The following is a 25,331-nucleotide window of genomic DNA, read 5'->3' as shown; positions in this document are numbered from 1 at the left end:
CGCCTTGGGACGGGGGTTGAGAGCGGGAAGATGGAGCGGCCCCGGAAAACGGGTGAAGGACAACATGCGCGAGTCATGGGGCCGCGAAGCGGCCGTCAGGAATGGGAATGCCCGGGTAAACAATGAAACGATCTCCCAATATCACAAGGAGTGCCCACATGCGTAGGCTCGTACTGTTCACCGCCATCATGATCTGCATGACCTGTTCGGCCCCGTTGTCCCAGGCCGATCAACTCAAGACCGGGATCATGAAGACCGCGCCGGCGCCAAACCAGATCACCGGCACGCCGACACCGCAGGCTCCGAGCGTCAAAACCGCTCCCGGCGTGACAGCGCCCGTCCCGACGAAGCAGGGCTTCACCGCCCCCCTGGGACAGAAAGCCACCATCGCCGTCAAAAACCCGGCCCAGGGCACTCGGCACCCGGCCGACAAGCCCCTGGCCATCGTCTGGGACAGAAGCGCCATCGCCACCACCGCCACGGTGAACATACTCCTGATGGACAGACCCGGCGGCACGGTCCAGGCGGCCATCAAAACCGGGGCCGCAAATACCGGCAGTTTTATGTCATGGCTCCCTTCTGCTCAGTTCGTTGTGCCTGGCAAGTCCTGGGTCGTGCGGATCGAAACAAGAGACAAAAAAAGTCAGGGATATTCCGGAGCGTTCAGCTTTGCAAAATCCAATGCGGACAGAACCGAAAGCGGACTACCACTGCAGAACAATCAAAACCCGCCAACACGCCCTGTCGCAGCACAGCATCTTATGCAGAACGACGTTTCCATTTCGAAGGATGTCAAAATGGAAAAAGATGACTCTTCAGGAATAAACATGGATCAAATCGACATAATGCAAACCCAGATAAATATTCTTAAGAGGGAGCTTGAAAATGAAAAGGAGGCAAGAAAAAATTTAGAAAAAATAATATCAGAGCATATTTTAATATATGAATCTCACGTTCATGCATATAAATTTGGATTAGGAAGAAGAATAAGCATGAGCTCAAAAAGAAATTGGAACAACGTATCAGACGATCAATTGATAATATATGTCGATCCAAATATGGAACAAGCTAATAAAGAAAATCCAATTACGAGCGCTCCAGAATAAAATAAACTATATATAGTACAATTTATTATGATTTATCACATAACTTCATTCAAATCACTGTAGAAATAGTCTACTCGCAACGTTCCGTGACGAAACCTTAGACGATAATGCTGCTTATTTTATGGAGATGACTGTGAATAGTGCCGTCATCGACTGGCCGACAACCGGCCCCTACCAGATAGGCTCGTGATTCAGAACAGTCGCAGCAGGATGGTCACCAACAGAGTATACGAGGCAAGCAATGAAAATTCGGACCAGTTCTTTGATTGTTGCGATCGCAATGATCGTCCTGTTCGATGTCCATGGCTTGGGAGCTGACTCCCTGAAAAAAACCTTTCCCACGCTTAAGCCCACACAACCACAGATCACGACCACACCAAAGACCGCGCCAACCGCTCCCGCCCCGGGCATGACCGTCATTCAACCCCAGGCGTCCTTTCCCGAACTGACTTCCGTTGCCCCCGCCACCCTGCAGCAGGGGCAAAGCGCGACCCTGAACCTGACCGGCCGGAACCTGAGCAAGGACATGGTCCTGAACATGGGTCCGGGCGTGACCGTGGGCCCCATCCAGCAGGTCGGCGACAAGATATTGCTCGCCCCCGTTTCCGTGAAAGGCACGGCCGCGCCGGGCGTGCGCACCATCAGCGTCCAGTACAAAGGCACGACAAGGCCGAGCCCGGCCCGGCTGACCGTGTCGGCGGTCCCGGCCGCGACGACCATCACGGCCATCACGCCGAATTCCATCGCCCAGGGGGAAAGCAGGGAACTGACCATTTCCGGAACGGGGCTGGAATCCGTGCGCCAGATGAACTTCGGGCCCGGAGTTTCGGCCCATCTGCCCAAACCGAGCGGTGCCACCCTGCGCGTCACGGCCACGGCCGCCAAGGACGCCGCGCCCGGCCAGCGGGCCGTGTCCTATTCCGACAGGACGGGCATGCACACTTCGCGACTGCCGTTCATGGTCACCATCAACCCCCAACCCGAACCCCCGGGCAAGGCGGCGCGGCCGATCCAGGTCAAGCCGCAGGCCGCGCCCATGGTCACGACTATGACCCCCAACACGTGGACTCAGGGCGGGGAATACGAGGTCACGGTCCGTGGAACCAACCTGGTCCAGGGGCTGGAGACGCGTTTCGCCAAGGGCGTCGAGATCAAAAAGCTGACCGTGGCGTCCCCCGCCATGGCCCGCATGACGGTCCGCGTCGCGGATCAGGCCCCGACGGGTCGGCAGTGGCTGGAAATCCGCCCCGGCCCGGACTCAAAATGGGCCCGTTCCCAGGCCCTGGCCGAGGTGCAGGCCAAGCCGGCGGCAGCGATCAGCGTCCCGGCCGTCAAGACATTGCGGCCCGAACTCATGGCCATCTCCCCGAACCAGTGGGAACCGGGCGAGACGTATGCGATCACCCTGCAGGGCGCGCACCTGCCAAAAAACCTGGAAGCCGCATTCGGCAAGGATGTCGTGGTCCGCGACATGAAGGTCGGCTCCGCCGCCACGGCCTCCTTCACGGTGGAGGTCGCCGGATCGGCCGCCCCCGGACCGCGTCCCATGGAGGCCAGGACCGGCAAGGATGCGTCCTGGGAACGGACGCGCCTGCAGGCCGTGGTCATCGAAAAGAAACCGGAACTCGCGGCCAAGCCCGAACTGCCCCGGCTCGTGCTGCAGCCTTCCATCTCCATGCTCACTCCAAACCGCTGGTATCCGGGCAAAAGCTACGAAGTGACGGTGCTCGGCGATCTGTTCGCCGCCGGCATGAACGTGGGCCTTGGCGCGGATGTGACTGTCTCGAACCTTCAGGTTGCAAACCCCACCAGGGCGACCATGACCGTGACAGTGGGCGGCAAGGCCGCTCCCGGGCCGCGCGGCCTCAAATTCCGGCTGCCCGGCGAGGACGGATGGCGCCAGACCGGGACGTCCGGGCTGGTCAAGGCCGTGTACACCGGCGTCAGGCCGCCCATGGTGATCCAGCCGCCGCTGAAAGACGTCGAATTTGCCATGGGCTCCATCTTCCTGGAAAAACCGGAGCACGGCACCTACTGGATCATGGAAAACTCCCAGGGCGACCACGGAACCCCCAAGGTCACGGACTCCACACGCTTTGAGTGGATGGAAAAAGACGTGGCCTCGCAATGGTTCGAACTGCGCATCCTCAACGGCGCAGGCACGGTGCTGATGACCCGCAAAATCGGCGGGTTGCCCATGCCGGACCGCTTTTACGCCCCTGACGCTGACTTCATCACCGAAATTTTCGACCTGGCCCGCAATCCGCAGCCCGCAGCGCAAGCCTCGCCCGAAACGCAGGAAGCGAAAGCGGAAGGATCAAAGACCGGCTCGTTGCAGTCCGGGCTGTCCGCATCGGGGGGATCGGCCAACTTCGTCACGTCCGGCAGCTCCGCCATCAGTGAAGTCGCCGCGCCGCAGGGCCCCGGCGGCATCGCGCAACAACTGGCGGATGGTTTTGCCCGGAACGCCCTGTTCTGGGAGGTGGCCGGGTACAAGAAAGTGACTACCCAGAGCGCGCCCGCTGCAGATGAAGGCGAAACCGCCGGAAGCAGCCAGGCAGGCGGCCTGCAGTCCACCGGGGGCTTTCAATTCCCCGGCGCGGCCATGCAGCAGGTCGTCACCACGACCACTGATGTGCAGATCGCGATCTCGGAGCGCTGGCCCATCAAGCTGCCCGCCTTCAGCCCCACGGGCCTGGCCTGCTCCATGGCCAACACCCAGCTCACTCCCGACGCCGTCGACTCCGCCGGAGACATCTTCTATGTCGGGGACAAGATCCAGATCTCGGGCCTGATCAACATCGAGGAATGCCCGTGGGCCCTGGTCTATGACACGCACTGGGGACAATACGCAGGGGGTGCGGGGTATACCGGAACCACCCCGGTCAACAGCTGGACCATCAGCAACATGTTCGTCGACTGGGGCGACGGCTCGTACGACATCGTCACGGCCATTCCAGGCAACGCCGTCGAAAAGACCGGCCAATCCGTCAGCGGCGAGCAGCTCCGGCCCATCGCGAACCTCAACGTCAAGCTGCAGCACACCTACCGCTACTCGAATGAATTCCAGATCCGCCTGTTTGTGCTCCCCGCCGAGGATGTCGGCACCATCCACAGCATAGTAAGCATGAGCAAGGCCCCGGAACCGCTGCCAAGCCAGGCCCACCTTGCCCCGCACATGCCTGGGCAAACCCTTCTGGCCGACTCGGGGGCTGTTCTGTCCGACGCCGTCAACCCAGCGGCCTTGAGCGCCTCGGGAGGGGCGGCCGCTTCAAACCTGTCGATATCGGCCGCTGACAGGGGCGCGCTGGGCCAGTTCAAGATTCCCGGCGGGCGGGCCTTCCTGCTCTACTGCGAACCCACGATCATCGACATCAAGGCCGACCCGGCCGCCATCGGCCCCTTGCACCTCGAAAACCTGGCCATCATCGTGTTCTCAGGCCAGAAAACCGCCGAGTCATCAGCGGCACAAAAACCGGGCGGCGCCATCCAATCCCCGACCCAGCCGTCCGGCCCGATACAGGCCGCCGGACAGGGTTCACAAGCCTCCGCGAAGCCCATGCAAACCGGCCAGACTAAGCTCGGCTCCGATATCGCAGTCCAGGGGGGGCTGCCCGTTACCGGACAGATGACAGAAACACCCATCGCCGGGCAGATTGCCGGCGCGCTCCTGGACGCGGCCAAGGCCTCGACCTGCGACGCCGCCTTTTTCGCCACGGCGGAGCTTACATACTACGGCAGCGGAAAGATCAGACTGGTCTGGAAGGTGGACGGCACCGTTATCCACGAGCAGAGCGGGATCAAGATCGGCCCGTCTCCCGAGAGGGCCGGGCTCAAGGAGGACAACACCTACGCCCAGGACATCCTGCGCGATACCGTTGTCTTCACCTCGCCCAGCCTGCCCCTGGACAAGCCGGCCTACCACAAGGTCACCGTCGAAGCGGTGCTGGAGGAGGGCGAAAAGAAATACGCCGTCCGCGCCAAGGAAGGGCCCGGCGGCATGCCCGTCCCCGAGTTCTATTCGACCCAGGCGGACCAGGTGGTGTCCGAGCCCAAAGCCTATCTGGTCAGCGCGCCAAAGCCCGGAGAACCCTGCATTTTCCGCTTCCCCGTGGCCGGGGGCAAGGAGTTCCTCATCACCGGGCTGCAGGGCCGGGCCACCGAGGTCAACGGCCGCTGGAGCGGCACGGGCACCCTGCTTTTCGACCTGCCCGACGGTACGAGCGGCCAGGGCGTGCGCTACGTGGACATCGGGTTCAAGGAGTTTGAGGTCGAGGATGACGGTCTGGTCACCAGCGGAACCATCGACGCCGGGAATCTGGGCCAGACCTATGGCGAGTTGCCCGGCGTGAGCGCCACCCTGAAAAGCCTCAAAGGCAACGCGAAGGATGACCTGAAGGCCGTTTTCGACATCAAGGTCAAGGACAACACCATCCGCGTGGTGGAGACCGGGGGCACTCTCCCGCCGGACTGGCAAGGGGTCGAGGCGCCCCTGATCCCGGAATAGGGGTGGTACGCCGCAAGCCAGAAATTGCCCAAGACCCAGATCGGCCACAGCTATTTCCAGATCGAGTCCGACGACGTGCGTCTTGACCTGAGCCGCACCCAGGGCTCGAACCCTGCCGGACACTCAGGCCTCAAAATCGCCCAGCTTCAGATGCAGGACGCGACGGACGCGCCGCAGCTCGGGGTGCTGGCGAGCGGAGCCGACTGGGTCGGGGTGCATCTGGGGGAAAAGGCCGTGCTCTACCCCTACCTCTTCATGCTGACCCAGGCGGGCGTGACCGCCAGGAACTGGTATCTCGCGGACACGGGCATCACCGGACACAGCCGCTTCAACAATTTCGACTACGTATTCGGGGCCGGGAGCATCAAGTTCGACGCCATCGACATCAACGCCGGAAACAACGGGCTGGTCGCCGAATACATCAACATGCGCATCGAAATGCCCTGGCCGGCCATGACCCTGCAGGGCGGATCCATGACCCTCGACTACACCCAGAAGGACGCCAATTCCGACCTGGAATTCAACTTCGCGGGCCAGGAGGCGACAGAGAATTACGGCAACGTGCGCATGCACACACAGGTCAGAAAGTTCGAGCGCAAGACCACGGGCTGGGGCATCAGCACGGACACGACTTTCACCTTCAGGGACGAGGGCGGGACGGAAGTCTCCACCACTGTAAGCGACCTGTTCTTCAACATCTACGGCGTAGCGTACTTCAATGGCGACGGGACGGACCACAGTGCCGGCCTGAACGCCCAGACCAAGCTCGGCGACGTGCAGGTCCAGCTGCAGGCCATTGCGGCCACGTCCCACGTGGATGACCTCAAGCCCGAACGGCTGGACTTCACGCTCAAAGGAAATATCGATTTCCCGGGCCTGAGCGAGGCCCCGGTGGACATCGTCTATACGGTGAAAAAGCCCATGGGCCAGGCCTACGTGGCCACCGGTCCCAAACACTCGAAGTTCACGACGGGCATAAGCTTCCCCGTCGGCCGCCCCATGGCCGAAACCGCCATCGCTCCGGAAATCAAGACGGGCGGGGGAGGCTTCGCCGCGCAGGGCGGCTCCCTCTACGCATCCCTTGACCCCATATTCCTGGCCGATGCCTCGGGCGGAGGAGCGGTGCAGGACACCTTTGGCGGCACGGTCGAGACCAGGATGTTTGGCATGGACACCCCGGTCAAGGCGACCTTCCGCTACGGCACGGCCGCCGGTGACGGCTACTGGCTGACCCATGCCAATGTCAGCGGCCTGAACGCGCCCATCTTCCCGGGTGTGGCCCTGCAGGCCGTGAACGGAGGGCTTGCGTACGGGTTCAGCAAGGACGTGTTCTCCCCATCCGGCAATCCCCTTTCGGCCGCACCGAACAATCCCGGCGTGATGGTCTATTCGGCCGGGATCAGCGTCTCGTCCACCGAACCGCAGGTTTTCGAGATGGCCGGACAGATCACAGTGCTGCCGGAAGACGCGGTCTATCGCATGGAATTCAGCGGCGTGAAGCTCCTGACGTACAAGGTCAATGGCGGCGCCTTCTTCGAATACGCCGGCAGCGCCTTCAGCGGCAAGATATGGGGCAGCATGTCCATGTTCGGCGGGGCCGTGTCCCTGACCGCGCCCAAGGGCGCCGAAGACGACCGGGGCACGGTGGGGCTCTATTTCGGTGCGGACGACTGGGAAATATACTGCGGCAGGACGGCAAGCCCCATTCTGGTGCATTTTCTCATCGCCGATGTGGACGGCTACATGCAGCTCGGACAGAAAATGGGGCTTCGCCTCGGAGGCGGACTCAAGGTCGGTTCAGGCAAAATCTGTCTGGGGTTCGCCGCTGTCGAGGCATACCTCAACGCCATGGTCGGCGTGGGCGTGTCGCCCTCGGCGCACCTCTCCGCGGACTTCCGGGCCGGGGCTGGAGTTTCGGCCTGGGTGCCGTCCTGCGGCGGTGCCAAGTTCTCGGCCAACAAGTCCATAAACTTCCATGTCGAGGCCATGCCGCTGCATCTGCGGGCCGGATTCGACATCGATTGCGGATGGTTCGGCGATTACTCCCTCAATGTCACCCTGATCTGAAGGCCAGCACCATGAGCACAACACGACACGCATTCCGATTCTCTCTGACCCTGTGGGTTCTTGCGGCCATGCTGGTCCTGACCCTCGCACCCCCGGCCGGCGCGGCAGCCAAATCGGGCGCGGGAGTGCTCCTGGCCGCCTCCGACGGCAAGGGCGAGATCCGATTCCTGTGGGCGCCCCCGGCCGGATACTGGCCCGCAGGCGGGTGGCGACTCCTGGACCAGAACGGCAAAACACTGGCGGACATTGCCCCGCTAAGCCCCGAACACATGTCGGCCCTGGACGCGCAGGAAGCCCAGCTGGTCCGGGCCATTGTCCAGGGACTGACCACGGCCGGGAGCCAGGAGGAGTTCGCAAACCTGCGGCCGGTCCTGGGAATGCAGGCCATGAGCTCCTGGGCCAGGGCCAGGGCCCTGGGCGTGGCTCACGCTCTTCCGGGGCTGCCCAAGGGAAAGCGGACCTATTCCGTCGTGGGCCTTTCCGCCTCGGGCGCACCGTCGAAAACCAGGCTGGACTGCGCCCCGGTCGATGCCGGAGCGGCCACCGCGCCCCTTCCGCCGCCCGGAGGACTGCGCGCCGAGGCCCATCCGCAGGGCGCGGCCCTGTTCTGGAACGCGCCACCCGTATCGCCGGAAATCCCGGTCATCGCCTATTCGGTTGAACGGGCGGAAAACGATGGGCCGCCTGCGCCCGCAAGCCCGGAAGCGATCATTCTCGGCCAGAACTGGAACAGCGGGGAACCGGCCTTCATCGACGAACTGGCCCAGGTCGGCCTGAACCTGACCTACACCGTGCGTTGCCTGGACGCCTTCGGGCGGACGAGCCCCCCGGTCACGGCCGGTCTGTTCATGGATGACATTCAGGCGCTGCTTCCGCCGCCACAGTTCACGGCCACGGCCCGGCCTGGCAAGGTGACCCTGGCCTGGAAGGCGGGAGACAACCCCAATATCGTCGGCCTCGCCGTGGAGCGGGCCACTTCGCAAAACGGTTTGTACACCCTGCTCACCCCCCAGGCCCTGGACCCAAAAACGACAACTTGGACCGATACGGACGTCGTGGACAGCATCATCTACCATTACCGCGTGCGGTCGGTCTCCCCGACGGGCGAGATGGGGCCGCCCTCCGGCGTGGCCACGGCCATGCCGCCCACGGCCACGGCCCCGCCTGCGCCGCAAAAAGTGCAGGCCAGGACAAGCCCGATAGAGACGCAGCTGACCTGGGACCGGGCAAAATTTCCCATTGCCGGATACATCGTGGAACGCCGCGCCGAGGGCTCCGCGCAATGGGCCAGGCTGAACCCGTCCATCACCTCGGACCGGCATTACCGGGATCAATACATCACGGGCACTTTCGGGGTCTACCATTACAGGATCAGGGCCGTGTCCTTCGACAACAAAATCAGCCCGCCCAGCGCGGAGGTCAGGGCCGCCATCGAGGACACCAGCAAGCCCCCCACGCCGCTCATCACCGCCATCGACGGCGCTGACGGCAAGGTTGTGCTGTCCTTTGCGCCGGGCGTTCCGGAGAAGAAAACTGCAACCCTGTCCATCCTGCGCGGCAAGGAAGGGCTGCGGCAAGGCGACGTGCTGGCGGAGAGCCTCTCCGCGGACCAACACAGTTTCGTGGACGTCGCGGTGGAACCCGGCCAGAGCTACTGGTACGCGGTTCTGGCCCGGGACAACGCGGGGCGCGAGAGCGAATTGAGCGGTAAGCGTCTGGTCACGGTCGGCGTCCCGGCCATTCCCGTGCCTGCCGCGCCCTCGGCGGAATTCGTGCAGGACCCCTTCGCCCATGTCCTCATCCGCTTCACGCCCCCGCCAGCGTCCTTTCTGCTGACCGTACAGCGGCGGGACAGCGGGGACGGCCCCTGGCGAACCATCGCAAAAGGCGTGTCGGACACGGACCAGGCCATGGACACCAACCCCTCCGCAGGCCCGGCAAGCTACCGCATCATCCATCATACGGCCACCGGAATGGAGGGCGAACCCTCCCCGGCCATCACCGTGACGCGTTGAATAATGACCCAAGAACAAGGAGCCCGCATGCACAGGGAAACGAACTCGTATCACTCTTCAACGAACCGCATCATGGCCATCTTTTCAATGCTGGTGGTGTCCGCCATGCTCCTGTCTGGCGGCGCGACCCTCGCCGCCGACGTTCCCGGTTCCAAGGACAGCCCGTTGCTCAAGCGCTACGAAGGCTCGGAAATCATCGGGTATGACTACCGGGGGTTCGACCAGCTTCATCTGATCACCGGGCCACTCAAAAGCTACGATCTTCCGCCGGGCCCATCGACCAAGGTCACGGGCAAGCATACGCGCATCCTGTATGTCGCCCCGCCGGAGCGTTCGCCGCTGGAGGTCTTTCACAATTATGCCAAGGAACTTGAGCAGGACGGCTACGAGACCGTGTTCACATGTTCCGAGGCGGAATGCGGCAAGGCCAACGCCATGCCCAGAACCTTGTACAGCAACGACAGAAAGCTCAGCAACAAGGGGCAGATGTCGGAGTACGCCTTCAGCTCGCCGGTGGAGCCGCAGTTTCTGGCCGCGACGCTGCGCAGGCCCGAAGGGGATGTGCATGTCTCCCTGTTCGTGGCCAAGGAGACCTTCAAGCATTTCAAGGAAACCTCCCAGCGCACCCTCGTACTGCTCGACATTGTCGAGACCGCACCCATGGAACAGAAGATGGTCACCGTGGACGCCAGCGCCATGGCCAAGAGCATCGCGGCCCAGGGCACCATCGCCCTGTACGGCATCTATTTCGACACGGACAAGGCCGACCTGAAGCCCGAATCCGGGCCGACCCTGGAAGAAATCGCCAAGCTGCTGCAGGGCGACGCGGGGCTGAGGCTCTACGTGGTCGGGCATACGGACGGGGTGGGCGGTTTCGACTACAACATGAACCTGTCCAGAAGGCGCGCGCAGGCCGTGGTGCAGGAAATGACCGGAAAATACGGGATAGCTGGGGGCAGGCTGAAAAGCGCCGGAGTAGGCTTTCTGGCCCCGGTGGGCTCCAACGAGGAAGAGGAAGGCCGGGCCATGAACAGGCGGGTGGAACTCGTCAAGGACATCAACTGAAAGTAGGTTCGACGCAACGCGAAAGGGGCATGAAGGGAACCAACTCCCTGTCATGACCCTTTTCTCATTCCCGCCACGCGCTCACGGAAGCCGGGGCAGGATACTCTCCGCAGCCTGAACGGCCAGTTCCCGGCTGCGCTCTTCCTTCGCGGCATCGGCGGCTTCCATGTTCGCAAACGAGCCCGCCAGGTGCGGATTGGGCTTGATGAGCACAAGACTGCCGCCCTTGCGCATCCACAAGGCCGTCCCGTCCCAGAAGGCCTCGTCCCCCAGTCCCGGGATGATTTTCAGGAGCTTGGAGGCATGGGCGCTGTTTTTCCGCGCCCGCAGCTGTTTCATCATGACATCGGCCGCGGAATCGAAAATGCCCTCCTCGGCGATGGAGGCATCCGTGCAGTAGGTGAGACTCATGCCAAAGACCCCGCCATCTTTGGCGTAGGTGTAGCGACAACTGCTCCCCGCCGGTGTGGTCGCGGCCCTGGCGACACCGGGAGAGACGCTTTCCTGGAACAGGGCGCCGGCATCGGTCTCGGTGAACAACAGACAGGCGTCCGGGCTCTCCTGCGCCAGGCCCTGATTTGACAGGGTCACAAAGCTCAAGACAAACGTCGTGACGGCCACAAGGAAAAATCGTTGTCGCATGGGCACCTCCGCGAGACATGGTTGCAGATCCTGATTTTTCCTTTGCGGTTCCCGCAAAAAAGCCAAAAAGTCCACCCAGGCAGCAAGATCCTTGCAAAGTCCACAAGCCGGCCGCCCGCAGGCGTCTCAGCCAGCCGGCCCCGAACGCATGGACAGCCCTATGCGCCTGCGCTTGGCATCCACCTCCAGCACCGTGACCCGCACCTGCTGTCCTGCACGGACCACTTCGCCCGGATCACTGACGTAGCGGTCGGCCAGATTACTGATGTGTACCAGCCCGTCCTGGTGCACCCCCACATCCACGAAGGCTCCAAAGCGCGTCACATTGGTGACGATGCCCGGCACGGTCATGCCCGGGTGCAGGTCCGATATGTCGTGCACGTCGGCGAAGCGAAAAACCTGGAACGCCGGACGGGGATCGCGGCCAGGCTTTTCAAGCTCCGCCATGATGTCCCTCAGGGTTGGAAGGCCCACCTCACCGTCCACATACCTGCCGAGCTCGATGCCCTTGCGGGCGCTTTCATCCCTCAGCAAATCCTCAACGCTACAGCCAGCATCCTTGGCCATGCGCCCCACCAGTGTGTACCGCTCCGGGTGGATGGCGCTTCCGTCCAACGGGTTTTTGCCGCCCACGATGCGCAGGAAACCCGCGCACTGCTCAAAAGCCTTGGGTCCCAGACGCTTGACCTTGAGGATGCCCTTGCGGTCCGTGAAAGGGCCGTTCTCGCGGCGATGCTCGACGATGTTCGTCGCCAGTACGGGCCCAAGGCCCGAGACATGGGCCAACAGCTCGGGACTGGCCGTGTTCACATCCACGCCGACCTGATTGACGCAGGACACGACCACGTCGCCCAGGCTCTTCTTCAAGGCCGTCTGATCGACGTCGTGCTGGTACTGGCCAACGCCTATGGACTTGGGGTCGATCTTGACCAGCTCGGCCAGGGGGTCCATGAGCCTGCGGCCGATGGACACCGCGCCGCGATAGGTCAGATCCAGATCCGGAAACTCCCGGCGCGCTATCTCGGATGCGGAATAGACCGAGGCCCCGGCTTCGTTGACCAGAATCACATCCACCTCGGCAGGCAGGCCCAGGCCGCGCACGAAGGTCTCGGTCTCGCGCCCGCCCGTGCCGTTGCCAACGGCAATGGCCTGCACGCGGTGGCTCTTGACCAGCGCCGTGATGACCCGCCCCGCCTCTTCGGCCTGCCCCTTGCTTCCGACGGGAAAAATCGTCTGCCAGTGCAGCAGATTGCCCTGCTCATCCAGGCAGACGAGCTTGGCGCCGGTGCGCAGGCCGGGGTCCAGGGCCAGAATCCGGCGCGGGCCCAACGGCGGAGCCAAAAGCAGTTCTCGCAGATTGGCCGCGAAAACGCCGATGGCCTCAGCGTCGGCCTTGGCCCGAAGCTCGCCCCAAAGCTCGGTTTCCAGCGACGGGGCCAGCAAGCGGGAATACCCGTCGGCCACGGCCTCCTGTACCACCGCGTGACAAGGCCCCTTCGGGAAGGCAAAGAGATTGGCCAGACCGGTCAGGGCCTTATCCTGATCGGGACGCAGGGACAGGGAGAGAATCTTTTCGCGCTCGCCGCGCAGCATGGCCAGAATGCGATGCCCAGCCGCCGTGCGGGCGGTTTCGCGCCAGTCGAAATAATCTCGATACTTCTCGCCCGCCTCGTCCTTGCCCTTGCGCACGGAGGAGGCAATGACGCCCCCCGCCGCAAAAAGCCTGCGCATGCCCTCGCGGCAGCGCCGATCCTCGCTCATGATTTCGGCGATGATATCCTGTGCGCCGGCCAGTGCGCTCTGCACGTCCGGCACGTCCAGTTCCGGGTTGATGAACCCGGACGCAGCGGCTTCCGGCACCACTTTTCCGGCCAGAATAGCCTGCGCCAGAGGCTCAAGGCCCCTCTCTTTGGCCATGGTCGCCCGGGTGCGCTTCTTGGGTCGGTACGGCAGGTAGATATCTTCGAGTTCGGCCAGCGTGACAGACTTCCGGACGGCCTGCCCCAGGGCGTCGGTCAAAAGCCCCCGTTCGGTCAGGCTCCCAAGGATGGCCTCACGGCGCTTGTCCAGCTCGCGGCCGCTTTCGAGCGCGTCACGCACGTTCTGGATGGCGACCTCATCAAGTCCGCCGGTGCGCTCTTTGCGATAGCGGGCGATGAAAGGCACCGTCCCGCCCTCGTCCAGAAGCGCGACCACGCTCTCGACCTGCCCCTTTGGAATGGCGCATGTGGCGCTTATGCGTTGATATATATCCGTTCCCGACATGTGTTTCTCCCTTTGGGTTGGTGACGAAAAATGCGCCTTCATGGCGGCGAAGGCCAGGCGCCTCCTTCATCGACAGAAAAAACTTCCCGGTGTACCCCCAAACCAAGCGACGGCGCGGACATCCGGCACCCGAAACCCTTTACCAGGAGGCCTGACCATGAACGCACGGGAACACCTCATCAGCAAAGGCACCGACCTCACCCCACCGCAAGCCAGGATACTGGGCATCGGCGGGAGCCCCAGAAAAGGCGGGAACTCCGACACCCTGCTCAGATCCATGATCGACGGGGCCCGCAAGCACAAGGTCGAGACCCATGGCATACACCTGCGCGACGTGAGTTTTCAGGGTTGCGTCGGCTGCGAAAAGTGCCGGAAAGACAAGATCTGCACCGGCCTCACGGACGGCATGTCCTTTCTGTACCCGGACATCCTCGAATCACGCGGTCTCATCCTGGTCTCGCCCACCCATAACTACAACATCACGGCCTGGATGAAAGCCTTCATCGACCGCATGTACTGCTTCTACAACTTCAACCGGGAATGTCCCCGGGGCTGGTCCAGCCGTCTGTCCGGCCAGGGCCGCAAGGCCGTCATCGGGGCCATCTGCGAACAGGTGGACGAAAGGGACATGGGCTTCACCGTCGACGCCATGCGCCTGCCCCTGGAAGCCCTCGGGTACGAAGTCATCGGGGTGATGCCCGTGTTCAGGGTGTTCGAGAAAGGCAAGGTCAAGGAAGACGGCGAGGCGCTCATCCGGGCCGAACGGCTCGGGTCGGAGCTGGCCGACGCGCTGCTGAGCTGAGGGCCCGCGCTCGTCAATGGGCCGAGCTTGCGGGCCAGAACGGCCGGATTACCAGCCCGCCTCCCGCCATCCTTTCAAGAGCCCGAAGCACCCCGCCAGCATCATGTCGCCGCCCGGAGCCAGGAATTCCACTTTGGCGTCGGCCAGCAAGGCGCGCCGGGGGCCGAGAACCACGATGCGCCGAAAGCCATCGGGCAGATCCGCGACAGTCACGCAGCCATGGCCTCCGTCATCGAAGACTTCCTGGTTATCAAGCTCCCCACGCCGAAACCGCGCCAGATGATCCAGCAGCTTGGTCTCGTCCAGGTGTCCGGTATGATGTTCATAAACGCCCAGAACTTGGCGCCCGAGCACAAGAAAAGCGATGGTGTGGCTGTTGCCGACATTGAGCACGAGCACGCCTTCGGTGTTCGCCGTGCGTTCGACTCCGGGATCGAAGAGGGCCCCGAGCAGGGCGGCGGAACCCGTATCGGCCACGAGTCCCACGCCGATGGAGCGGCGCAGGCACTGCAGGCGGGTCATCTCTTCCGGCGGGTCCGCATAAAGGAGGCGGGACAGGTCGCCGCCGTCCTCGTTCATGAAGCGCTCCCAGTATGCGAAACGCGAAATGCGGTTGCTCTTGCCGGGATGGAAGCCGTGATCCTGGACGCAGGCCAGGACCAGGTCGGGCTGGGGCAGACCGGCGTGCTGCAACAGACCGCGCCAGAAACCGGGATCGAAATCCGTCAGAAGCACCTGGGATGCCGAAAGCGGCGGGACCGAAGTAATGTCGATGCCATGCCCGCGCACCTGATCCAGATCATCCCCCAGAGCCAGCGCCGCGTCCGGATGCGCGAAGACCTTGAGCCCCGCGTCCTGATGGGCCTTGACCGCCCGCCAGAATCCGCCGCCCATGTTCTGACCATGAAGATAGATGTCCCGTCCGAGCGCGGTCAGTTCCCGGATGCGGGCCGCCACGGTCCGGGCAGGCGAAGGCAGGATGAACTTGGGGCAGTTTTCCAGTTCCAGGCCCTCCTGGTACAAGAGAACATCCTGGGTGCCGCTGCCGATGTCGAGAATGAGACAGGTCTTGGCTGTCATGCCGTTGCTCCTTGAAATATGCTTCCGCGTCCACGGCGCGGTGCGCAGGGAAGAGTCATACGCATTCGCGGGCCAAAGCAAGCCGAGTTAATCCGTTTCGGACGCAAGGTCCAGAAATGAAGCCACGCCTTGCGTCCGGATTGTTCCTGAATTCAAGCCAGAAGCACAAAAAAAAGCCGGCCCCGGCATGGTCTGCCGAAGCCGGCCGATCGGATCCGATCGCGGTATCTAGAGTTCAAAACCAAGGGTTCCGTCCAGTTCATCCACCACCACTTTCTGCCCGTCGTGCAGGCGGCCGCCGATGATCTCCCGGGCCAGCGGCGTTTCCAGATGGTGTTGCAGGTATCTAAGCAGCGGCCGCGCGCCATAGACAGGGTCATAGGCCTCGCGGGCGATGAATTCCTTGGCCCTTTCGGTCAGCTCAAGGGTGATCTTGCGCTCATCCAGGCGCGTCTGCAGGTTATCCAGAAGCAATTCAATGATGCGCTTGATCTGTTCGATAAGAAGCGGCTTGAAGAGCACGATCTCGTCCACCCGGTTCAGGAACTCAGGGCGGAAATGCCCGCGCAGCACCCCCATCACTCCTTCACGCACGCCCTCGCGCAGCTCTCCGGTCTGGCTGATTCCATCCAGAAGCATGGGCGAGCCGATGTTCGAGGTCATGATGATGATCGTGTTCTTGAAGTCCACGGTCCGGCCGTGACTGTCGGTCAGGCGACCATCGTCGAGGATCTGCAGAAGCACGTTGAAGACGTCGGGATGCGCCTTCTCGATCTCGTCGAAGAGCACCACGCTGTATGGCTTGCGCCGCACGGCCTCGGTCAGCTGGCCGCCCTCGTCATAGCCGATGTAACCGGGAGGGGCTCCGATGAGCCGGGCCACGGTGTGCTTTTCCATGTATTCGCTCATGTCCAGGCGCACCATGTTCTCCTCGGTATCGAAGAGGCTTTTCGCCAGGGTCTTGCACAGCTCGGTCTTGCCCACGCCCGTGGGCCCAAGGAACATGAAGGAACCAATGGGGCGCCGCGGGTTCTTGAGTCCCGCCCGGGCACGCAGCACCGCGTCGGCCACGGCCTGCACGGCCTCGTCCTGGCCGATGACCCGCTCGTGGAGAATGTCCCCAAGTTTCAAAAGCTTCTCGCGCTCTCCCTCGACCAGCTTGACCACGGGGATGCCGGTCCACTTGGAGATGATGGCCGCGATGTCGTCAGGACCGACCTCTTCGCGCAGAAGCCGCTGTTCGCCGTCGTTTCCGCCCGAGAGCGCCTCAAGCTTGCGCTCAAGCTCGATGAGACGGCTGTATTTGAGTTCCGCCGCCCTGTTCAGGTCGTATTCGCGCTCGGCCTTGGCGATGGCCTCCTTGGTCGCCTCCAGATCCTTCTTGAGCTGGCTGATTTCGTCGATGCCGCTCTTTTCCCGTTCCCATTGCGCCTTGAGGCCCGTCTGGCTTTCCTTGAGCTCGGCCAGTTCCTTTTCCAGACGCTCCAGCCGTTCACGCGACGCGGCATCGGTTTCGCGGCGCAGGGCTTCGCGTTCGATCTCCAGCTGCATGGCTTTTCGGTTGATCTCGTCGAGTTCCGTGGGCAGGGAGTCGATCTCCGTGCGGATCATGGCCGCGGCCTCGTCGATGAGATCGATGGCCTTGTCGGGGAGCTGCCGGTCCGAGATGTAGCGGCTGGACAGAGTCACGGCGGTGACCAGGGCCGAATCGGAGATGCGCACCCCGTGATGGACTTCAAAGCGCTCCCGAAGGCCGCGCAGAATGGAAATGGCGTCCTCGACGCTGGGCTCTTCCACCAGCACTGGCTGGAAGCGGCGCTCCAGGGCCGGGTCCTTCTCGATGTATTTGCGATACTCGTCGAGAGTGGTCGCGCCGATGCAGTGAAGCTCGCCGCGCGCCAGCATGGGCTTCAAGAGATTGCCCGCATCCATGGCGCCTTCCGTCTTGCCCGCGCCGACGATGGTGTGCAGCTCGTCGATGAAGAGGATGACGCGCCCTTCGGACTTCTGCACCTCCTTCAAAACGGCCTTGAGGCGCTCCTCGAATTCGCCGCGATACTTGGCTCCGGCGATGAGCGCGCCCATGTCGAGGGCGAAGACGGTCTTGTCCTTGAGACCCTCTGGCACGTCCCTGTTCAGGATGCGCTGGGCCAGGCCCTCGACGATGGCCGTCTTGCCGACACCGGCCTCGCCGATCATGACCGGGTTGTTCTTGGTGCGGCGGGACAGGATGCGAATGCAGCGCCGAATCTCGGAATCACGGCCGATGACGGGATCGAGCCTTCCCTTGCGCGCGTCATCGACCAGATCGCGACCGTATTTCTTGAACGCGTCGTAGGTTTCCTCGGGGTTGTCCGATGTGACCCGCTGATTGCCGCGCACCTCTGCCAGCACGGCCAGAATCTTGTCCTTGGTCAGTCCGAACTGGCGCAGCACCACGGCGCTGGGTCCCGTTCCGGGTTTTTCCAGAATGGCCAGCAACACGTGTTCCACGCTGACGTATTCGTCCTGCATCTTCTTGGCCAAATCCTGGGCCGCGAGCATGACCTCGTTCATGCGCTGGGTGACGTATATCTGTCCGGGCTGGGCTCCGGGGCCGCTGACACGCGGCATCTTGCCCAGCTCCTGGTCCAGGGCTGCAGTCAGGGCTCGGACATCGTATCCGGCCCTTTCCAGAAGGCGCGGGACCAGTCCGTTCTCCTGATCGACCAGGGCGCGGAACAGATGATCCGCATCAACCTGCTGATGCCCCAGACGAATGGCCACGGCCTGGGCCTCGGCCACTGCCTGCTGTGATTTTTGCGTGAATTTACCAAGATCCATGAGATTCCTCCCTTTATCAGCGTCGTCAAATCCGATTTGACAGATTGCGCAATCGCTCTTCCAAATGATCGATGCGTTCCAGCAGATCGACAATGATGATGCCCGCCACAGGGCACAGCTCAAAATCAGCACATAGCCGCCTGTACTTTCGACCACGCAGCACATCCATGCGCACAAACAGGAATTCCTGCTGGGCCGTTGTGGATGGCACGATCCAATCCATGCGTACAAGTTCCAAAAGTGTATCTTCGGTGAGGCCGGTCAGTTCCAGAAACTCCCTGGTGCCAATGCGTTCGGAAGTCGCCGGAAGCCCATGTTCGTGAATCTGCACAAGTGTCATTCCCCGCTCCTACCTGGCCTGAAATGTGGATATTGCGGACAGTTCGTCCCAGAGTTCACGCTCCCGATCCGTCAAGGACTTGGGCGACCGGATGACTATGCGCACGAACTGGTCTCCCTGACTCGCGCCCTTGCCAAGCCCCTTGCCGGCCAAACGTAACTTCTGACCGCTGCTCAGGCCCGCCGGAATGTTCATGTCCACAGGGCCGTCCAGGGTTGGGATGCGTACCGAGCAGCCAAGCACGGCCTCCCAGGGCGCCAGACGCAGATCATGGATCACGTTCACGCCTTCGAGGCGAAACAAGGGATGCTCGGCTATGGAGACTTGCAACAACAGGTCGCCTGCCGGGCCGCCGCCTGATCCCGGAGAACCCTGGCCGGAGAGGCGGATCTTGGCGCCATCCTTCACACCCGCCGGGATGTTGACCTCCAGGGTCTTGGACTGCAGGTGCGGCATGCCGTCGGCGCCGCGGACCTGCTCCTGCAGGGTGATGGTCTTGAGACCGCCGCGATAGGCTTCTTCCATGCTCAGGGTCAGGCGCACCTCAGCGTCGCGGCCCTTGCTGCGCATGGAGCGCCCGAAAGGATCACCGCCAAAGCGACTCCCGAAGCCTCCGGACTGGCCAAAACCTCCGGCCTGACCAAAAATCGTTTCAAAAAAATCGCTGAAACCCTCTCCGCCGAATCCGCCGGAACGAAACTGGAAATTCTCATATCCCGGAGGCGGCTGAAAATTCTGCCCTTCCTTCCAGTTTGGTCCCAGTGAATCGTAAAGCTTTCGCTTTTCCGGATCCTTCAAGACTTCGTAGGCTTCGTTGATTTCCTTGAACTTGCCTTCGGCGGCAGGATCGCTCGGGTTCAAGTCGGGATGATATTTGCGGGCAAGCTTCTTGAAAGCCTTGCTTATCTCTTCCTGGCTTGCACCCTTGGCCACTCCGAGCAGATTGTAATAATCTTTATATTCCAAAGCAGTACCACTCCTTATGCTCGTAATGTACGCGAATAGATAATACCCAGCCGAGTCAAGTCAACAATTTGACACAAAATTTCAGACTTGATCATAACTCGAAAATTCGGGGTTCAACGGTAAAAGTGCAAGCCAAAGAGGACGTCCGAAATACGCCCATAAATCCTCGTCCACGGCCCCCACCTTTTCGGCGAGAACCCGCCTGAAATGGATCTCCCGTCTGATCAGGCCGTCGAGTTCGGAACAGATCGCGTTCGCGGAGTCTCGCTCAGTCTTGGCCAGGTGAAGGGCTTGCGTCATGGAAAAACTGCTTTCATGCTCTTCGATGCAGGACCAAAGCCCCGATCCGTTTTCAACTATGTCTTCTCGGGACAAAGTCGGTTCGGCCATGGCCTTGTGGATCGCATCGGTGTCGGCACAAAAAAGAGACCTGCATTCAAGAGGCCTATGGTCGTACACCGAGCACGACTTTTCCCGGGACAGGAAATATACGCATTCCCAGCCCGCGCCTTTGCCGCGAATCTTCATCAATTCCAAAGGCAAAGGCTGCAAGGTCTGTGTCCGTGGATCAAAAGCCAACTCCCCACGACGCAGGCACACGACATCCTTCATGGGAATGTGTTCAAGCAATCCCTTGTCCGCCTCGTGCAAAGCGGGCCCCCCCTTTTCACAACATGTTCCGCATCGCCGACATGTACTCAACGTCATTTTCTCTCCACGGTCTTAAGATCAGGTCAACACTCGAAAAACTGCTCGTCCAGCTCCCATCGTCGCCTGCTTCATTCTGATAGCCCCATGACCAAAACAGTCAATGCCCCGGAAAAGCGAAAAGCCGGACTTGCCGGCTTTTCGAGGATATTTGCGAGATGGTTTCAGTAGCTAGTTGTAGAGTTCACTCTCAAGCCACTGCTTCACATCAGCGTTGACGGGATAAATGCCCTTGTGGTTGTACACGCCCTTCATGAACTTGTCGGCCAGTTTTTCAGGAAGCGGCAACACGGCCAGTTCGTCGGCTCCATCGGAGTTGCGGTACAAAAGCGTGACTATCGGCTTATCATCCCAGGTATTCACGACAAAGTAGTGAGAATGATCTTCCTTTCCCTTGACTGCGTACTGGTAGCCACCGCGATAACCGTTGTTTCCCCATTCCAGATAAATGGCGACCGCATCTTCAGGGGTCATTTCCCAATCGATTATCAGGTCCTTGAAAGCTCTTAACTGTCCCATAATTCACCTCCGTTTCTCTTGAGATGAATTATTAATAACAATTACTAGAAACGTCAAGGGGACTATTTCAGTCTGATATCAGGGCACACTCGTCCGGCGTTACGGCAATCCCTGTAAATCCTGGCGGCTGAAACGAAATTCCCGGCCCAGAGCGGATTCCCCAAGGCATGCATGTGCGTATAGCCGGCCAGACAATTTCGATGCAAGACGCCATCATGCCCCTTGGCCATGCCCTGCCCGAGTTCGATCTGAAAGACAAAAGAATCTATGCCGCTGGTATCGACGCAGCGGGAATAGTGAAATTCATGTCCCGTCAGACGGGTCTGGAGAGGATAGAACGGGTTTGGAGAGGCTATGAGAGCGCTCGTATACCCGTGCCCCTGCGGCTTTTTGAAAACCTTGGTGTCCAGCGGGAAAACATCAGCCATGGGGTAGGAAACGCCTTCGTAGTGAAGCTCCCGACTCAAGTACATGAGTCCGCCGCATTCGGCATAAAGCGGCATGCCGCCAAGGACGCGCTCTCTCACTGACTTTCGCATGGAGGCGTTTTGAGTCAAACCCTCCGCCAACGTCTCGGGAAACCCACCACCCATGTAAACGGCATCGACTGCGGGAATCTCGTGGTCTGTCAGAAGGCTGAATTCAACCAATTCGGCTCCGGCATGGCGCAGTGCCTCGAAATTTTCCTGATAATAAAACCATAGCGCGGCATCGCGGGCGACACCGATGCGCACAGGGGAGGTTGTTCGAGAAGTTGGATAAAGCGGAGCCAGATCCATTTCGACGGCAGGAGCTTGGCGGGCAATATTCAGACAGGCATCAAGGTCGGCATGGGTGCGCAAAAATGCGGCAAGCTCTGAAAAGGGGTCCCGGCTGTACTCGGCATCGGAGATGAGCCCCATGTGCCGTTCCGGGATGGGATTTTCCGAAAGCTTGGGCAGAACACCAAGAACCTGCACATCGGTATACTTCTCGATGGATTGGCGCAGAATCTTTTGATGTCTGCCGCCGGCGGTCCGGTTCAGGATCACGCCCCGGATATCCACTTCGGGATCGAACATGGTCAGGCCAAGAATGATGGCGGCCATGGTCCTCGTCACCTTGGTGCAGTCGGCCACGATGATGACAGGACATTTGAGAGATTTGGCAAGTTCGGCGGATGAACAGGACCCGAGCACATCCTTGCCGTCATAGAGCCCCCGGTTGCCTTCCAGCAGAGCCAGATCAAAGCTCCGCGCCCTGGACCAGAAAAGGTTCCGAAGCACTTCGGAAGACAATAAAAAAGGATCCAGATTGCTTGTGATGCTCCGACTGGCTAAACCTAGCCACTTGGCATCAATATAATCTGGACCCTTCTTGAAGGCCTGAACTGTCAGGCCTTGTTCTGTGAAGGCGCGAGCCAGCCCCAAGCTGACGATAGTCTTGCCGGAACCGCCACCAAGGCCGGCAACAAGTATCCGGGGACACGTCAGTGAAGAGGCAGGCATCAGGAAATCTTAATCTTCGCCTTCTGTGTGTGCCTGCTTTCCAGCGCCGGGAACACCGTACATGGTGGTGCTGCCGCTGGACCAGTATTCAAGAACACCTTCAGACACAAGCTGGTTGATTACTTTTTTGGCTTCGCGCATCTTCATATCGGGAAAAAGAGCGGCCAAGTCATTGAAGTAAAACTTCGATTTCTGCTTGGACTTGGACTGGATGAACTCCAACACGATCTCTTTAGGATCTGCCATGCTCGCCTCTCTTATGGTTTAGGGCCGACTTGCGTCGGCCCTATAGGTTGTCGGTTCTCAGCGACCAGTTTAGAACTTGAAGTTCGTGGTCTGGCGCCAAGTGTAGTATGCAGGATCACGGAAGTCATCAATCATGTGCTCGGAGAAATCCAGCCCGCACTTCTCGAAGAAACGCTCCCAACCAATGCGCTCTGCCCAGTCACCAACACGCTCATACTTGCGGGCGTCGGCAGCGTAAGCTTCGACGATCTGGCGGATGGTCTTGGCCAGCTTGGGCCAGCGAGGCGGTTCGTTGGGGATGAAGGCCACGACGACCTTGGAGAACTTGGGATTGCTGATGCGGTTGGAAACCTTGCCGCCAGCCATGATGACGAGGCCGTCACCAGTCTGGTCGGACAGGGGCAGGGACGGACACATGGTGTAGCAGTTACCGCAGAACATGCAACGCTCGTTCTTGATGGCAACGGTGTTCACGGTCTTGGTCTCGCCCTTTTCAGTGACGATTTCCTTCTTGGTCGGACGGATGGCGCCTACGGGGCAGGCGGCAACGGCCAACGGAATTTCGCACAGGTTGTCCAGCCACTCGTGGTCGATGACCGGAGGCTTGCGGTGATAACCAAGGATTGCGATGTCGGAGCAGTGTACGGCGCCGCACATGTTCAGACAGCAAGCCATGGAGATGCGGACCTGGGCAGGCATGCGCATCTGACCGAACTCTTCGAAGAGTTCATCCAGAACGACCTTGACCGTACCGGAAGCGTCCGTTGCAGGGGTGTGGCAATGGACCCAGCCCTGGGTGTGGACGATATTGGTGATGCCGGCGCCGGTGCCGCCAACGGGGAACTTGAAGCTGCCACCGTCGAACTTCTGGGCGTTCAAGTATTCTTTGAGCTTCTTGGCTTCATCAAGAGTGGTGACCATGAACTCAATGTTGTTACGAGTGGTGAAGCGCAGATGCCCACCGCAGAACTTGTCGGCGATTTCGCAGATTTCGCGAATGTGACCGATGGACATCAGGCGAGCGCCGCCGCAACGAACAGTGTAGACCTCGTCGCCGCTCTCGGCCTTGTGCATCAGGATGCCGGGTTCACAGATTTCATGCCACAGCCACTGCCCTTTGTTCTTGGCAATGACCGGAGGAAAGAAGTCGGAAGCATGGCGGGGGCCGATGTCCGAAATCCTGTTTTCCATTGGTTTTTCGGGATTGTATCCGGAAGAAACAAAAGCCATTTTCAACCCCCTTCTTATCTCTGATGGTGTTTACGGTAATCCGCGATGTCGCGATCCCAGCCGCCTTCAACGTCCTCTTCCTTCCAGAAGATGTACGGGTTGTGACGGGGTTCCATAACATGCTGGGGCACAGGAGTCAGGCCGACAGCGGCGATGGCCTTGGCCAGGCCCTGACGCTTGATGAGCTCACCAAGACGCTCACGGTTCTTGCCTTCTTCCATCCACCATTCCCAGATACCTTCGATGATTTCCTTGATCTCGTCGTAGGGATCTTCGACCTTGATGAAGGGCACGAGCAGGGAACCCATCTGGGCGCCATCGAGAATCGGAGCCTTGGCGCCGACCAGGATGGAAAGACCGCGGTCATTACCGATGCGCAGTGCGCGGGGCATGACGTTCAGACAGTGCATGCAACGGGTACATTCGCGGTTGTTGATCTGCAGCTTGCCATCTTCCATCCACATGCATTCGGTGGGACACAGGTCGATGACTTCCTTCTGGATGTCAAAGGCTCCCCAGTCCTTACCGGAATGCGCGCCGCCGTTGGGCTGAATTTCGCCACCGACATAAGCGGCGACAGCTTCCTGGTCGATGCGGATGTCGTCGCGCCATGTGCCGATGAAGGACATGTCGGAACGAGCGATGGAAGCCACACAACCATTCGGGCAACCATCAAACTTGAATTTGAACTTGTAGGGGAAAGCAGGGCGATGCAGTTCGTCCTGGTATTCCTGAGTCATCTGGTAGCACAGTTCCTGAGCGTCGTAACAAGCCCATTCGCAACGGGAGTCACCAAGACAGGAAGCGGGGGTACGCAGGTTGGAACCGGAACCACCCAAGTCGTTGTTCATCTTGTGGGTCAGCTCAAAGTAGAATTCTTCCAGCTGAGGAGTGGTCGTTCCCAGCAACACGATGTCGCCGGTGGCGCCATGCATATTGGTCAAACCGGAGCCACGCATGTCCCACAGGTCGCAGAGCTGCTTCAGGAAATCAGTCGTGTAGTACATGCCCGCAGGCTGAGCGACACGAATGGTATGAAAATGAGCAACGCCGGGGAACATCTGGGGCTGGTCACAATAACGACCGATTACGCCGCCGCCATAACCGAAAACACCGACGATTCCGCCGTGCTTCCAGTGAGTGGTGCCGTCCTTATAGGACAGTTCCAGGATTCCGAGAAGGTCATCGCAAACGTCAACAGGAATCTGGTATTCCACGTTATTCACGTTTTTATGACGTCTCTCGGCTTCCTCCTTGATGTCCGCCACAAAACTCGGCCACGGACCGCTCTGAAGCTGATCCAGCAACGGGGTCGCATGTTTAGCCATTACACATCCTCCTTAAAAAGATTAGACCGTGCACAGTCATCGCGCTGGTATTAAACTACTGCGCGACCCTCAACCTCTTAACAATTTCAGCTAGTTCTGAAAAATTGATGCTCGTGAATCTTCGTACAATGCCGC

At 60.6% G+C, this 25,331-nt stretch carries 18 protein-coding genes; 6 read left to right on the top strand and 12 right to left on the bottom strand.

Features of this window, described 5'->3' with window-relative positions:
• The first annotated feature begins 158 nt into the window (after positions 1 to 158).
• From H4684_RS13975 to H4684_RS13955, 5 genes are all read left to right on the top strand, one after another.
• Positions 159 to 1,106, top strand: coding sequence for a hypothetical protein (locus tag H4684_RS13975; protein WP_192624201.1), 948 nt, complete (start codon positions 159 to 161; stop codon positions 1,104 to 1,106).
• 241 nt (positions 1,107 to 1,347) lie between these two features.
• Positions 1,348 to 5,613 (top strand): hypothetical protein, encoded by a 4,266-nt coding sequence (locus H4684_RS13970; RefSeq protein ID WP_192624200.1) that lies wholly within the window; start codon positions 1,348 to 1,350, stop codon positions 5,611 to 5,613.
• A 24-nt stretch (positions 5,614 to 5,637) separates the two neighbouring features.
• Entirely contained in the window at positions 5,638 to 7,680 is a 2,043-nt protein-coding gene (locus tag H4684_RS13965; RefSeq protein ID WP_192624199.1) for a hypothetical protein, read from the top strand.
• An 11-nt stretch (positions 7,681 to 7,691) separates the two neighbouring features.
• On the top strand, positions 7,692 to 9,695 hold the full coding sequence (locus H4684_RS13960) for a fibronectin type III domain-containing protein (RefSeq protein ID WP_192624198.1): 2,004 nt from the start codon (positions 7,692 to 7,694) through the stop codon (positions 9,693 to 9,695).
• A gap of 27 nt (positions 9,696 to 9,722) precedes the next feature.
• Positions 9,723 to 10,760 (top strand): OmpA family protein, encoded by a 1,038-nt coding sequence (locus H4684_RS13955; RefSeq protein ID WP_192624197.1) that lies wholly within the window; start codon positions 9,723 to 9,725, stop codon positions 10,758 to 10,760.
• Between the two features lie 81 nt (positions 10,761 to 10,841).
• Here H4684_RS13955 and H4684_RS13950 read toward each other — a convergent pair whose 3' ends face one another.
• Both H4684_RS13950 and H4684_RS13945 read right to left on the bottom strand, forming a co-directional pair.
• Positions 10,842 to 11,402 carry a hypothetical protein gene (locus H4684_RS13950; protein WP_192624196.1) on the bottom strand — a complete coding sequence of 187 codons (561 nt, stop codon included), beginning with the start codon at positions 11,400 to 11,402 and terminating at the stop codon, positions 10,842 to 10,844.
• Between the two features lie 126 nt (positions 11,403 to 11,528).
• Positions 11,529 to 13,667, bottom strand: a complete 2,139-nt coding sequence (locus H4684_RS13945; protein WP_192624195.1) for a Tex family protein — start codon at positions 13,665 to 13,667, stop codon at positions 11,529 to 11,531.
• A 157-nt stretch (positions 13,668 to 13,824) separates the two neighbouring features.
• Here H4684_RS13945 and H4684_RS13940 point away from each other — a divergent pair, with 157 nt between their 5' ends.
• Positions 13,825 to 14,469 carry a flavodoxin family protein gene (locus tag H4684_RS13940; protein ID WP_192624194.1) on the top strand — a complete coding sequence of 215 codons (645 nt, stop codon included), beginning with the start codon at positions 13,825 to 13,827 and terminating at the stop codon, positions 14,467 to 14,469.
• A 48-nt stretch (positions 14,470 to 14,517) separates the two neighbouring features.
• Here H4684_RS13940 and H4684_RS13935 read toward each other — a convergent pair whose 3' ends face one another.
• The 10 genes from H4684_RS13935 to dsrA all read right to left on the bottom strand — a co-directional run bounded on the left by H4684_RS13935 (position 14,518) and on the right by dsrA (position 25,196).
• Entirely contained in the window at positions 14,518 to 15,549 is a 1,032-nt protein-coding gene (locus H4684_RS13935) for a DUF1786 domain-containing protein (RefSeq protein ID WP_192624193.1), read from the bottom strand.
• A gap of 228 nt (positions 15,550 to 15,777) precedes the next feature.
• Entirely contained in the window at positions 15,778 to 18,372 is a 2,595-nt protein-coding gene (clpB, locus tag H4684_RS13930; protein ID WP_192624192.1) for an ATP-dependent chaperone ClpB, read from the bottom strand.
• 25 nt (positions 18,373 to 18,397) lie between these two features.
• The gene (locus tag H4684_RS13925) at positions 18,398 to 18,712 is read right to left on the bottom strand and encodes a chaperone modulator CbpM (RefSeq protein WP_192624191.1); all 315 of its coding nucleotides are present in this window, start codon (positions 18,710 to 18,712) and stop codon (positions 18,398 to 18,400) included.
• Positions 18,713 to 18,721: 9 nt separating this feature from the next.
• Positions 18,722 to 19,678, bottom strand: a complete 957-nt coding sequence (locus H4684_RS13920; protein ID WP_192624190.1) for a DnaJ C-terminal domain-containing protein — start codon at positions 19,676 to 19,678, stop codon at positions 18,722 to 18,724.
• A gap of 81 nt (positions 19,679 to 19,759) precedes the next feature.
• Positions 19,760 to 20,386 (bottom strand): YkgJ family cysteine cluster protein, encoded by a 627-nt coding sequence (locus H4684_RS13915; RefSeq protein ID WP_192624189.1) that lies wholly within the window; start codon positions 20,384 to 20,386, stop codon positions 19,760 to 19,762.
• Between the two features lie 171 nt (positions 20,387 to 20,557).
• A complete protein-coding gene (locus H4684_RS13910; RefSeq protein ID WP_092194135.1) occupies positions 20,558 to 20,905 on the bottom strand; it encodes a DVU0772 family protein in 348 nt (115 codons plus the stop codon).
• Positions 20,906 to 20,967: 62 nt separating this feature from the next.
• Positions 20,968 to 22,392: a cobyrinate a,c-diamide synthase gene (locus H4684_RS13905; protein WP_192624188.1), complete on the bottom strand. Its 1,425-nt coding sequence runs from the start codon at positions 22,390 to 22,392 to the stop codon at positions 20,968 to 20,970.
• 9 nt (positions 22,393 to 22,401) lie between these two features.
• Positions 22,402 to 22,638: a dissimilatory sulfite reductase D family protein gene (locus tag H4684_RS13900; RefSeq protein ID WP_092194131.1), complete on the bottom strand. Its 237-nt coding sequence runs from the start codon at positions 22,636 to 22,638 to the stop codon at positions 22,402 to 22,404.
• A 69-nt stretch (positions 22,639 to 22,707) separates the two neighbouring features.
• Positions 22,708 to 23,868 (bottom strand): dissimilatory-type sulfite reductase subunit beta, encoded by a 1,161-nt coding sequence (gene dsrB, locus H4684_RS13895; protein WP_192624187.1) that lies wholly within the window; start codon positions 23,866 to 23,868, stop codon positions 22,708 to 22,710.
• Between the two features lie 14 nt (positions 23,869 to 23,882).
• On the bottom strand, positions 23,883 to 25,196 hold the full coding sequence (dsrA, locus tag H4684_RS13890) for a dissimilatory-type sulfite reductase subunit alpha (protein ID WP_192624186.1): 1,314 nt from the start codon (positions 25,194 to 25,196) through the stop codon (positions 23,883 to 23,885).
• Positions 25,197 to 25,331 lie beyond the last annotated feature (135 nt).

The organism is Desulfomicrobium macestii, assembly GCF_014873765.1.
Lineage (GTDB): Bacteria > Desulfobacterota > Desulfovibrionia > Desulfovibrionales > Desulfomicrobiaceae > Desulfomicrobium > Desulfomicrobium macestii.
This window is presented reverse-complemented; position numbering and strand designations above follow the sequence as displayed.

Bases quoted from the DNA above. Each gene is read 5' to 3' on its own strand.
- H4684_RS13975 (WP_192624201.1), top strand. From the start codon at position 159: ATGCGTAGGCTCGTACTGTTCACCGCCATCATGATCTGCATGACCTGT.
- H4684_RS13970 (WP_192624200.1), top strand. From the start codon at position 1,348: ATGAAAATTCGGACCAGTTCTTTGATTGTTGCGATCGCAATGATCGTC.
- H4684_RS13960 (WP_192624198.1), top strand. From the start codon at position 7,692: ATGAGCACAACACGACACGCATTCCGATTCTCTCTGACCCTGTGGGTT.
- H4684_RS13955 (WP_192624197.1), top strand. From the start codon at position 9,723: ATGCACAGGGAAACGAACTCGTATCACTCTTCAACGAACCGCATCATG.
- H4684_RS13950 (WP_192624196.1), bottom strand. From the start codon at position 11,402: ATGCGACAACGATTTTTCCTTGTGGCCGTCACGACGTTTGTCTTGAGC.
- H4684_RS13945 (WP_192624195.1), bottom strand. From the start codon at position 13,667: ATGTCGGGAACGGATATATATCAACGCATAAGCGCCACATGCGCCATT.
- H4684_RS13940 (WP_192624194.1), top strand. From the start codon at position 13,825: ATGAACGCACGGGAACACCTCATCAGCAAAGGCACCGACCTCACCCCA.
- H4684_RS13935 (WP_192624193.1), bottom strand. From the start codon at position 15,549: ATGACAGCCAAGACCTGTCTCATTCTCGACATCGGCAGCGGCACCCAG.
- clpB (WP_192624192.1), bottom strand. From the start codon at position 18,372: ATGGATCTTGGTAAATTCACGCAAAAATCACAGCAGGCAGTGGCCGAG.
- H4684_RS13925 (WP_192624191.1), bottom strand. From the start codon at position 18,712: ATGACACTTGTGCAGATTCACGAACATGGGCTTCCGGCGACTTCCGAA.
- H4684_RS13915 (WP_192624189.1), bottom strand. From the start codon at position 20,386: ATGACGTTGAGTACATGTCGGCGATGCGGAACATGTTGTGAAAAGGGG.
- H4684_RS13910 (WP_092194135.1), bottom strand. From the start codon at position 20,905: ATGGGACAGTTAAGAGCTTTCAAGGACCTGATAATCGATTGGGAAATG.
- H4684_RS13905 (WP_192624188.1), bottom strand. From the start codon at position 22,392: ATGCCTGCCTCTTCACTGACGTGTCCCCGGATACTTGTTGCCGGCCTT.
- H4684_RS13900 (WP_092194131.1), bottom strand. From the start codon at position 22,638: ATGGCAGATCCTAAAGAGATCGTGTTGGAGTTCATCCAGTCCAAGTCC.
- dsrB (WP_192624187.1), bottom strand. From the start codon at position 23,868: ATGGCTTTTGTTTCTTCCGGATACAATCCCGAAAAACCAATGGAAAAC.
- dsrA (WP_192624186.1), bottom strand. From the start codon at position 25,196: ATGGCTAAACATGCGACCCCGTTGCTGGATCAGCTTCAGAGCGGTCCG.